This window comes from Aquitalea magnusonii (assembly GCF_003202035.1).
GTDB lineage: Bacteria > Pseudomonadota > Gammaproteobacteria > Burkholderiales > Chromobacteriaceae > Aquitalea > Aquitalea magnusonii.
This window is the reverse complement of the sequence record NZ_QJKC01000001.1, coordinates 1-9,017: the sequence shown is the minus strand read 5'-3', so window position 1 is coordinate 9,017 and position 9,017 is coordinate 1. Positions and strand designations below refer to the sequence as shown.

The window sequence follows — 9,017 nt, the reverse complement described above, 5'->3', positions numbered from 1 at the left end:
CGGATCTTGTCGAATAGCGTGGTCTTGGCGATTTTCAGCACTTCGGCGGTTTTGGAGACATTGCCGCCCTGCTTGCGCAGTTCTTCGGCAATCATGCCCTTTTCAAACGATTCCACCGCGGCGTGCAGGGTAGGCTGGCTGTCGGCGGCGGCGCTGCCCGGCACCATTTTCAAGTCCAGTACAAAGCGGTCGGCCTGGTTGCGCAGCTCGCGCACATTGCCCGGCCAGTGGTAGGCCATCAGGTCGCGCACCACTTCTGCGGTGATGGCCGGTGCCGGGCGGTTCATGCGCAGGGCGGACTGGCTGACAAAGTAGTCGAACAGCAGCGGTATGTCCTCGCGCCGCGCACGCAGCGGCGGCAGGTCCAGCGTGACCACGTTCAGGCGGAAGTACAGGTCGGCGCGGAATTTGTCTTCTTCGGCCAGTTTGGACAGATCGGCCTTGGTGGCGGCAATCACGCGGAAGTCCACCGGGATCAGCCGGTTGGAGCCCAGCCGCTCGATCACCCGCTCCTGCAGCACGCGCAGCAGCTTGATCTGCATCGGCATGCTCATGCTTTCGATTTCGTCCAGAAACAGCGTGCCATGCTGGGCGTATTCGATCTTGCCGATGCGTTGCTTGCTGGCCCCGGAAAACGCGCCGGCTTCGTGGCCGAACATTTCGCTGTCGAACAGGGTTTCCGGCAGGCCGCCGCAGTTGAGCGCCACAAAGGGGCCGCTGCGGCCGGACAGGTCGTGCAGGCAGCGCGCCAGCAGTTCCTTGCCGGCACCGGTTTCGCCATTGATCAGGATGTCGGTGGGGGTGGCGGCCACACCCTGCACCAGCCGGCGCAGTTCGGCCATCACATTGGAGTTGCCGATCAGCCGGCTTTCCAGCCCGCCATAGGCGGCCAGCTGGCGGCGCAGCTGGCGCACTTCCAGCGCCAGCCGGCGTTTTTCCATGGCGCGCTGCACTACCGACACCAGCACTTGCGGCAGAAAGGGTTTCTGGATGAAGTCGTAAGCGCCATCGCGCATCGCCTGCACCGCCATGGCGATGTCGCCGTGGCCGGTAATCAGGATGACCGGCAGGTCGGGGTCGTCGGCCAGCAGTTCCTGCATGAAGGCCAGCCCGTCCATGCCGGGCAGGCGGATGTCGCTGACGATGATGCCGGCAAAATCACGGCCGATGGCGCGGCGGGCCTTTTCCACCGAATCGAAGCCCTGCGCCGGGATACCGTCCAGCCCCAGTGCCTGCACATAGCCCAGCTGTACGTCCTGGTCGTCCTCGATCACCAGTACTTGTAGATTGCTCATGGTTTACTCCTGCTTGTTCTGTCTGAGCGTGATGGTGAACACCGCCCCGCCATCCGGGTGATTGTCGGCGGACAATACGCCGCCATAGGCCTTGATGATGTCCGAGGACAGCGCCAGGCCCAGCCCCAGCCCGCTGGTTTTCTTGGTGGTAAAGAAGGGTTCGAAAATATGTTGTCTGACCTGTTCTGACAGGCCGCTGCCGTTGTCGCGTACCTGGATGCGCACGATATCGCCCTGGCGTTGCCAGCTGATGGCAATCAGCGGCTCGGCCACTTCCTGCAGCGCGTCGATGGCATTGCTGACCAGGTTGACCAGCACCTGTTCCAGCCGTACAGCCTCGCACAGCACCACGATGTCTTCCGGCTGGGCGGGCAGTTGCAGCCGGATGCGGGTTTTCTTCAGGCGGTGATTGAGCAGAAACAGCGCATTGTCCACCGCCTGGGCCACCACGACCGATTCCCGCTCGCCACTGGGGCGGCGGGCAAAGGATTTCAGCTGCTCGGTCAGCGCGCCCAGCCGCGCCACGATGTCGGTGATGCGTTCCAGATTGGCCCGCGCGGTGGCCAGGTCGTTGATGTCGAGAAAGCGCACGGTATTGGCCGACAGTGCGGACAAGGCAGCCAGCGGCTGGTTGATTTCGTGGGCAATGCCGGTGGACAGCTGGCCGATCACCGCCAGGTTTTCAGTGCGGATCAGCTCGTTCTGGAAGTTCTCCACCTGGCGGGCAGCCTGGATGCGTTCTTCGATTTCCATTTTCAGGCTGGCATTGGCCTGCTTCAGCTCGCTGCTGCGCTGTTCCACCTGCTCTTCCAGCTGGTCATGCGCGCGCTGCAGGGCGCGGCGGGCTTCGGCCTGGGTCTTGATGCCCATGCGCCACAGCCGTACCGAGTGCAGCAGCAGGCAGGCAAAGCCCACCATCACGGCCACGGCCAGCGCACGGGTCAGCGCCAGGCTGTGTATTTCGTGGGTATCGAGCAGCATGGTCAGCGTCATGCCGCTGACCGGTATGGTCTGATTGATGGCCAGGTATTCGTGCCGGCTGCGGCCCTGCCCCATCTGCACCAGGCTGGCCTGATTGTTCAGTACCGCCTTGCGCTGCCACAGCGGTGGCTTGATCACCTGCTTGTTGTACTGCTGGGCTTTTTCCAGTGCCAGCCGGGCCTCGAAGCTGAGCGGCACCGTGGCGTGGTATTTCCATTCCGGCACCGATGACAGCACCACCACGCCGTTGGAATCAGACACCAGCAGGGGCTCGACGATATTGCCCCACATATGTTCCAGCTGTTCCAGCCCGATCTTGATCGCCACCACGCCCAGCCGCTCGCCCCCCTGGTAGATGCCGGTGGCCAGATAAAATCCCGTCGCGTTGCCGGTGGTGCCCACGGCGTAAAAGGTGGTGATGCGGTTGGCCGCGGCCTGCTGGAAATACGGCCGATAGGCGATGTTGCGCCCGACAAAGCTGTCTTTTTGCTGCCAGTTGCTGGAGGCAATCACCTTGCCCTGCCGGTCCATCAGATAGGCTTGCAAGGAGCCGGCCCCCTGATTGAGCCGCAGCAGGTAGTCATTGGCACGCGCCAGCTGTGGCGGATCGGCCGCGTGCAGCAGTGCTTCGCGCAGGGTGTCGTTATAGGATGCCGCCAGCGGCAGCAGGCCGTATTTGTCCACCTCGTGCTCGAGAAAGCCGGCATTGCGCGCCAGCCGCCGGGCGGATTCCTGCTGCCTTTGCTGCAGCAGCTGCTGCCAGCTGATGCTGTACACCGCATAGGCGGCCAGCAGCGACAGCAACATGGAAAACAGCAGGTAAAGATAAAAACGGGTTCGTTTCATACCAACTCCGGGTCGCACGCCCGTCTGACTGGAAAAACCGGCCTTGCTGCAGCCATGGCGGGGGCATTATCCCACAGCGCCAGTTATTGCACCGCAGCATGGCAAGCAAAAAAGCCACGCAGGGTCATCTGCGTGGCAAGGTCATGGCAGAACCACGACGACCGAAAGGATACGGAAGCAGAGCGCTAGAACACGTTGACCAGCACGATGGTGAACACGGCCATCACCAGCCGCGACACGGCATACCCTACGGTATAGCCCAGTGCCGGCACCTTGCTCTGGGCGGCGTCCTGCAGCGCACCCAGCGCAGCGGTGGTGGAACGGGCGCCGGCGCAGGCTCCCAGCAGGATGCCGGGGTGGAACTTGAACACAAAGCGCCCCAGCAGCAGGCCGACAATCAGCGGCACCATGGTGACCACGGCACCGGCAAACAGCAGGGTGAGGCCGTATTGTTGCAGGCCGGCAATGAAGCCGGGGGCGGCGTTCAGGCCGATGACCGCGATAAAACCGTTCAGGCCGACATTATTGAACACCCACAGCGCCGGGCCGGGGATCTTGCCGAAAGTACGCATGGACGCACGCAGATAGCCGCAGACAATACCGGCCACAATGGAGCCTACCGAAGTGCCGAAGCTGAGCGGAATGCCGGCCACATGCACGGTGATGGCACCCAGGATGCTGCCGGCCACGATGCCGAAGCCCATGAAGGCCATGTCGGAGTTTTCCAGCGGACGGTCGGCATAGCCCAGCTGCTTGGCCACTACAGCCACGTCCTGCTTGGCACCCAGGATGGTCAGCACATCGCCGCGCTGCACCACCACATCCTGCCCCATCGGCATGTCCAGATCGCCACGGCTGAAGCGGGTAAGAAACAGGCCACGGCCCGGTTTGCCGAACAGTTCGCCGGTGATGTCGCCCAGGGTCTTGCCGGCGTATTTGCGACTGGTCACCACCAGGTCGAGCAGCTCGGTGGAGAAGTCCAGCAGCGGCACGTCTTTCACTTCCTGGCCGAAATGGTGCTGGTATTTCAGCAGCGCGGTCAGCGTGCCGGAAATGGCCACCACATCATTGCGTTGCAGGCGGGTGTTGCCTTCGCAATCGACAATCCTGGCACCCACGGCCTGGCGCACGCGGCGCACGAAGATTTCGTGGTTGAACAGGGCTTCCACCTCGGAAACCGTCTTGTCGAACAGATCAACATTGCTCAGCTGAAAGGCACGGGCGGAAAACTCGCGGTAAGCGGTGCTGCCCACGGTGTGGCCGCTGCCGTTTTCCTTTTCATAGGTCTTGCACTCTTCCACCAGATTGAAGCCCAGCATTTTCGGGGCGAAGGACGCCAGAAACCAGGCCGAACCGGCGGTGCCGAAGGGATAGGTCACGGCATAGGCCACCGGCATCAGCGCCATGGCCACTTTCACGCCACCGGGCATCTGGCTGGCCTGATTCAGCAGGTCGGTGGCCACGCCGAGCACGGTGGAATTGGTATAGCCACCGGACAGCAAGCCGGCAGTGAGCGCGGCATCGTAATGCAGCATCTTGCCCAGCAGCACGGCGGTGAACAGGCCGGAGGCACACACCAGCACGGTAAAGAACACCTGCGAGATACCGTCGCTCTTGAGCGCGCGGATGAATTGCGGCCCCACGGCATAGCCGACGGCAAACAGGAACATGGCAAAGAAGGTGGATTGCAGCACGGCCGGAATCACCAGATGCACCTGGCCAATCAACAGGCCGGCCAGCAAGGTGGAGGTAACCACCCCCAGATTGAACTTGCCCAGATTGAGGTTACCCACCCAGAAACCGACGGCGATGGTCAGATAGATCGCAATCTCCGGGTATTTCTGCAGGGTATGAATGATGTAGTCCATGATAGACACCTTTGTATGGTCGACCACCGCCAGCCGGCTATCCGGCCCGGCGGAGGTCATCAGGCGCGAAGCACCCGTCAGCTATTCACGCGCCCCTGTCCGGGCGGCGCAATCTTCCACTCTCAAACCGCTAACAAAACCTGGTAGAGGCCCCGGCTCAACGCAGCTGGGTTTTCTGTTATCGGGTTGTGGAGCGGCTAACAAAATAGCGTAGCGTCCCTGGGGCAAGGCGCGCCGCCGCAGACAGTACAAGTGGTACGGCAAGGCGGCGCAACGCAGCAGCAGGGGTTTTGTCAGCTGCTCTCAGTACTGCGGCTTGTACAGCTGCGCCTCAAGCCAGGCGCGGATATCACGCGGACGCTCCACCTGGGCCAGGCCGGAATCAAACATGTACTCGGCAATGCGCGCCGCCGTGGTCACCTCGGTTTCCAGAATCTGCTCCTGGCTGGGGAACAACATCCCCTTGGCGCGCTGGGTCAGCGTGACCTGGTCGGCGGTGGCGTGGGCGGCCACGATGAAGCATTCGTCGTTCAGGCGGGTCGGGCGGCAGCAGTAGGTAGCCAGGCCGATGGCCGGGTAGATGTAGAAGTTGTTGGCCTGGCCCGGACGGAAGGTCTTGCCTTCGTAGTCGAAGTCGGGGAACTGCACGCCAGCGGCAAACAGCGCCTTGCCCTTCGACCAGGTGTAGGCTTCTTCGGCGCTGCACTCGGCCTTGTGGGTGGGGTTGGACAGGGCAAAGATGATGGGCTGTTCGTTCAGCTCGCTCATCAGCTCGACCACTTCACGGGTAAAGGCGCGCGCCTTGGTGCTCACCCCTACCAGCACGGTGGGCTTGAAGTCGCGGATGGCTTGCACAAAGTCCTTGCACGGCTTGGCCGGGCGGGCATACAGCTTCTGGGTTTCGCTCAGGTCAGTACGGGAATGCTCGATCAGGCCGTTGATGTCGAACAGGGCCACCTGTTTGCGGGCTTCGGCTTCGCTAAGGCCCAGGGTTTGCAGCTCGGCGCAGAACAGCTTGGCAATCCCCAGACCGGCAGAACCGGCACCCAGGAACATCACGCGCTGCTCGGTCAGCTTGCCACCGGTAATGTTCATGCCGGCAGCAATACCAGCCAGTGCCACACTGGCGGTGCCCTGGATGTCATCGTTGTAGCAGAGGATCTTGTCTTTGTAGCGATCCAGCATGCGGATGGCGTCGGTGCCCTTCCAGTCTTCAAAATGCACGCAGCAATTGGGGAAGACTTCCTGCACCGCCTGGATGAATTCTTCGGTCAGCTCGTCCAGCTCGGCTTCGGAAACCGGGGCTTCGCGGGTGCCCATGTAGAAGGGGTCGGCGCGCAGGGTTTCATTGGTGGTGCCAATGTCGAACAGCACCGGCAACAGGCCGGCCGGCGGTACGGCGGCGCAGGCGGTATACAGCTGCAGCTTGCCAATCGGAATGCCCATGCCATTGGCGCCAATATCGCCCAGACCCAGAATGCGGCCACCGGTAGACACGCAGATAAAGCGCACGTCTTTTTCCGGCCAGTTGCGCAGCACCTCGGCCATGCGGCCCTTCATATAGCGGGTGATATACATGCCACGGGCACGGCGGTAGTTGTTACCAAAGGTTTCGCAGGCATCGGCCACGGTCGGGTCGTACAGCACCGGGATGAAGCGTTTCGGATCGGACATGATGGTCTTGTAGAACACCGTTTCATTACGGTCTTCCAGGCCGATCAGGTAAATATAGCGTTCCAGATCGTCCGCCTTTTCGTCCAGATGCGCCAATACACGTTCAACCTGACGGTCCAGGTTTTCCACGGCATGCGGCAGCAGCCCTTCCAGACCCAGCTGGCGGCGCTCTTCCACGCTATAGGCCGTGCCCTTGTTCAGCTTGGGTTCGTGCAACAGCGGCATGCCGCCGTGTTGGCCATTGGCGCTCAGCTTGTCATTCTTGACGGAAGTGTTCTTTACAGTCATGGCAATCTCCAGTTTGTATCGAAAGGGTGAGTTGAAAGCTTCTCAGCTGCCCTTCTTATCGCAACTAGCGTGCCAGCCCGTACGGTGTTTCGACAAAAGCCATCCTGTTGATTTTTATGGATATTTAACCAGTCCAAAAACCATGCCGACGCATGGCCGTACTTTGCCCGGCAGCCCGCGTGCGGAAGTCCGCACTTTGCTCATGGCTTTTGTCCAGGCATGAAAAAACCCGGCCAGCCTGGGCGGGCTGCCGGGTTGCAGAAGATCAGCGGGAGAACAGCTTGGCCAGCCAGAGCGGTGGATCGAGTAGCGACATAGCGGACAAATCACCCTGACAAGGGCTGTCCATCCAGCAAAAAATACGCGGGCATGCATGAATACTCATACATGCCCGCGGTTCAGGGTTCAGGGTTCAGGGTTCAGGGATTTAGCCTGGAGACTTTCGTCCCCTGCAAGGAAACATTAAACATCAGGCCACCATTGGTGAGGACAAAGCCAATAACCGGTGCCTTGGCCGTTTCGGTGTCTATGGAGCCATCGGCACCCACTTTCAGCAAGGCCACATTGGCATCCACACCTGCCGTCCAGCCGCTTCCCCTACGGAATTGATCCAGCGAGTCTTGCGTCATGAACAGGAAAACCAGGGCCTTGGACTGCGCCCCCGCCTGCAAGCCGATAGAACCCGTCATGGTCTTGTAATAGCCGGCAGTTTGATTGCCAACGCGCAACTCACCTTCACCATAGGCCGCACCCACCACAAAACCAGCCGCCAGTACCGAAGGAAATACCAGCACACCCTTTGCCTTGGCCACCAGTTCGCGTGAGCCTTTGGCCTGCCGGTAAAGATTATTCAGCGCCGCGTCGGTATCGGCATCAATCGCCTGGTACTTGGTCATATTGCTGGCTTGCTGAGAGGGAACGGTGGTCGTACAAGCGGTCATGGCCACCACCAGCGACAAAGTCATACAGCAACGTTTCATCATGGAATTACTCCGATTCAGGGTAAATGGTCCTGCACAACACATTAAGGTGGCCCTGAGCCTGCCACCTGCACAAACTGGTGCAGCGCTTTACCACATCACGACAAGCGATACGCCAATCATTACGGTCAAAACACAATGGCCATCTGGTACAGCAAGGGCGGTCAACGGGAAACAAATAGTAGGGCTGGCCGAGAGACAGATGGTTCAATGCTTGCAAAGCCACAGCCAGCCTGCCCCGGCAAGCGTGCCGCGGTTGCGACTGCCGCACTTGCCTTGCAAGATCATGGCTTGTGGTGGAGCTACCTTCTGAAGATGGGAATGCTGGATGATAAGAATGGATCGCCGCCAGGACAGCCATCCTTTTCCTTAAATACCCGGTCAAAATCTGGAATTGACTCTGGTATGAGCGGAAATGAGCCGTTCTGCCAAAGGCATAGCGCCGGCGAGAATAGTTCGTCGCCACGGCTTACGCCCTGCCCTGCGTGGCCGGCGGGGAGTTAGCAGCAGGGAAAGAGCAGCGCGGGAATCCGCTTGCGCGGATGATGGTTTGCATTGCCGCTTCCGCGCGGCCAACGGCAAAGAGGGCTTGCCTGGCCAAGCCCTCCTTCACCTCCAAGGCCACCGCGCAAGCATGGCCTGTGGCTACCCTCCGGGACCCACCCGGAGCGAGGCGCGCCTGAACTCGCGATTGGCTAAGGTCAAATCGCCCAGACAAAGCAGGTGATTACTTACCTCGCCCCGGCCACCCGTCGGCATGCTTGACGGGGCCCGTGGGCGCGTTGGTGCGGTATTTTTCTGATTAACAACACCTGTCGGAGCAGGCCCGGCCCCGTCAGCGCGAGCCGACGCAGACCTGCCGCTCAGGGTGTTAAGCGGTCGGCTGTCCGCAGCGGCGCGACGGTAGCGCGCCGCAAGTTCCGGCCGCGCCCTGGGCGGCATGGCTGGGGCGGGAATTCGACGCGCTGCGGGTCGCCTTTTCTTTGGGTAGGCGGTTTCAAGAGCCAAGTGCAACGGTGGTTGGAATCCTGATATCCAGATTGAAGCAACATTCCCAGAATGCTTCGCTGGGCTTCTTAAACCCT

At 61.0% G+C, this 9,017-nt stretch carries 5 protein-coding genes; all 5 read right to left on the bottom strand.

Features of this window, described 5'->3' with window-relative positions:
- Nucleotides 1–1,295, bottom strand: a 1,295-nt coding sequence (locus DFR38_RS00025) for a sigma-54-dependent transcriptional regulator (protein ID WP_110312905.1), incomplete at its 3' end; no start/stop codon positions are given.
- A gap of 3 nt (nucleotides 1,296–1,298) precedes the next feature.
- A complete protein-coding gene (locus DFR38_RS00020) occupies nucleotides 1,299–3,122 on the bottom strand; it encodes an ATP-binding protein (RefSeq protein ID WP_059286809.1) in 1,824 nt (607 codons plus the stop codon).
- A 185-nt stretch (nucleotides 3,123–3,307) separates the two neighbouring features.
- Nucleotides 3,308–4,990, bottom strand: coding sequence for an aspartate:alanine exchanger family transporter (locus tag DFR38_RS00015; RefSeq protein ID WP_059286811.1), 1,683 nt, complete (start codon nucleotides 4,988–4,990; stop codon nucleotides 3,308–3,310).
- 303 nt (nucleotides 4,991–5,293) lie between these two features.
- Nucleotides 5,294–6,952, bottom strand: a complete 1,659-nt coding sequence (locus DFR38_RS00010; RefSeq protein WP_082693554.1) for an NAD-dependent malic enzyme — start codon at nucleotides 6,950–6,952, stop codon at nucleotides 5,294–5,296.
- A gap of 419 nt (nucleotides 6,953–7,371) precedes the next feature.
- Complete coding sequence (locus tag DFR38_RS00005; RefSeq protein ID WP_059286810.1) at nucleotides 7,372–7,935, bottom strand: BPSL1445 family SYLF domain-containing lipoprotein; 564 nt, start codon at nucleotides 7,933–7,935, stop codon at nucleotides 7,372–7,374.
- Nucleotides 7,936–9,017: the final 1,082 nt, after the last annotated feature.

What these genes read in the sequence shown, in the direction of transcription:
- DFR38_RS00020 (WP_059286809.1), bottom strand. Translation starts at nt 3,122, where the DNA reads ATGAAACGAACCCGTTTTTATCTTTACCTGCTGTTTTCCATGTTGCTG.
- DFR38_RS00015 (WP_059286811.1), bottom strand. Translation starts at nt 4,990, where the DNA reads ATGGACTACATCATTCATACCCTGCAGAAATACCCGGAGATTGCGATC.
- DFR38_RS00010 (WP_082693554.1), bottom strand. Translation starts at nt 6,952, where the DNA reads ATGACTGTAAAGAACACTTCCGTCAAGAATGACAAGCTGAGCGCCAAT.
- DFR38_RS00005 (WP_059286810.1), bottom strand. Translation starts at nt 7,935, where the DNA reads ATGATGAAACGTTGCTGTATGACTTTGTCGCTGGTGGTGGCCATGACC.